This window comes from Methylobacterium sp. J-077, from assembly GCF_022829365.1.
Lineage (GTDB): Bacteria > Pseudomonadota > Alphaproteobacteria > Rhizobiales > Beijerinckiaceae > Methylobacterium.
The window spans coordinates 1-361 of record NZ_JAKSYJ010000013.1 but is presented as its reverse complement, the minus strand read 5'-3'; the positions used below and the strand labels follow the sequence as shown (position 1 = coordinate 361).

1 pseudogene is annotated in these 361 nt (G+C 70.9%); it reads right to left on the bottom strand.

Annotation, left to right across the window (positions count from 1 at the left end):
* Positions 1-361, bottom strand: a pseudogene (locus tag MKL11_RS00130) (hypothetical protein); the annotation flags it as partial.

Below are 361 nucleotides of genomic sequence, written 5' to 3'. Positions count from 1 at the left end.
GCTCGACGGTGCGCCCTTGGTGTAGCCGACGAAGACGGGGCTGACCGGATTCGCAGGCCCTGGCGGCGCGAAGATCGGCGTCCGGCGGAAGACCGGGTCTTCGATCGACAGGGTCGCCGACAGGCCGTTGCCGGCGGTCGGCGTGTAGGCGGTGAGGTTGGTGGAAGCGGTGTCCGAGCCAGCGGTAGCGGCCGGGGTTGCGCGGGCGAGCCCCCCCGGACGGCGGGCAGAGCGGCGTCCGGCGGAAGACTGGGACTTCGATCGACAGGGTCGCCGACAGGCCGTTACCGAAGGTCGCCGTGTAGGCGAGCAGGTTGGTGGAGCCGACATCCGAACCGGCGGTGCTGCCCGACATCTCGAA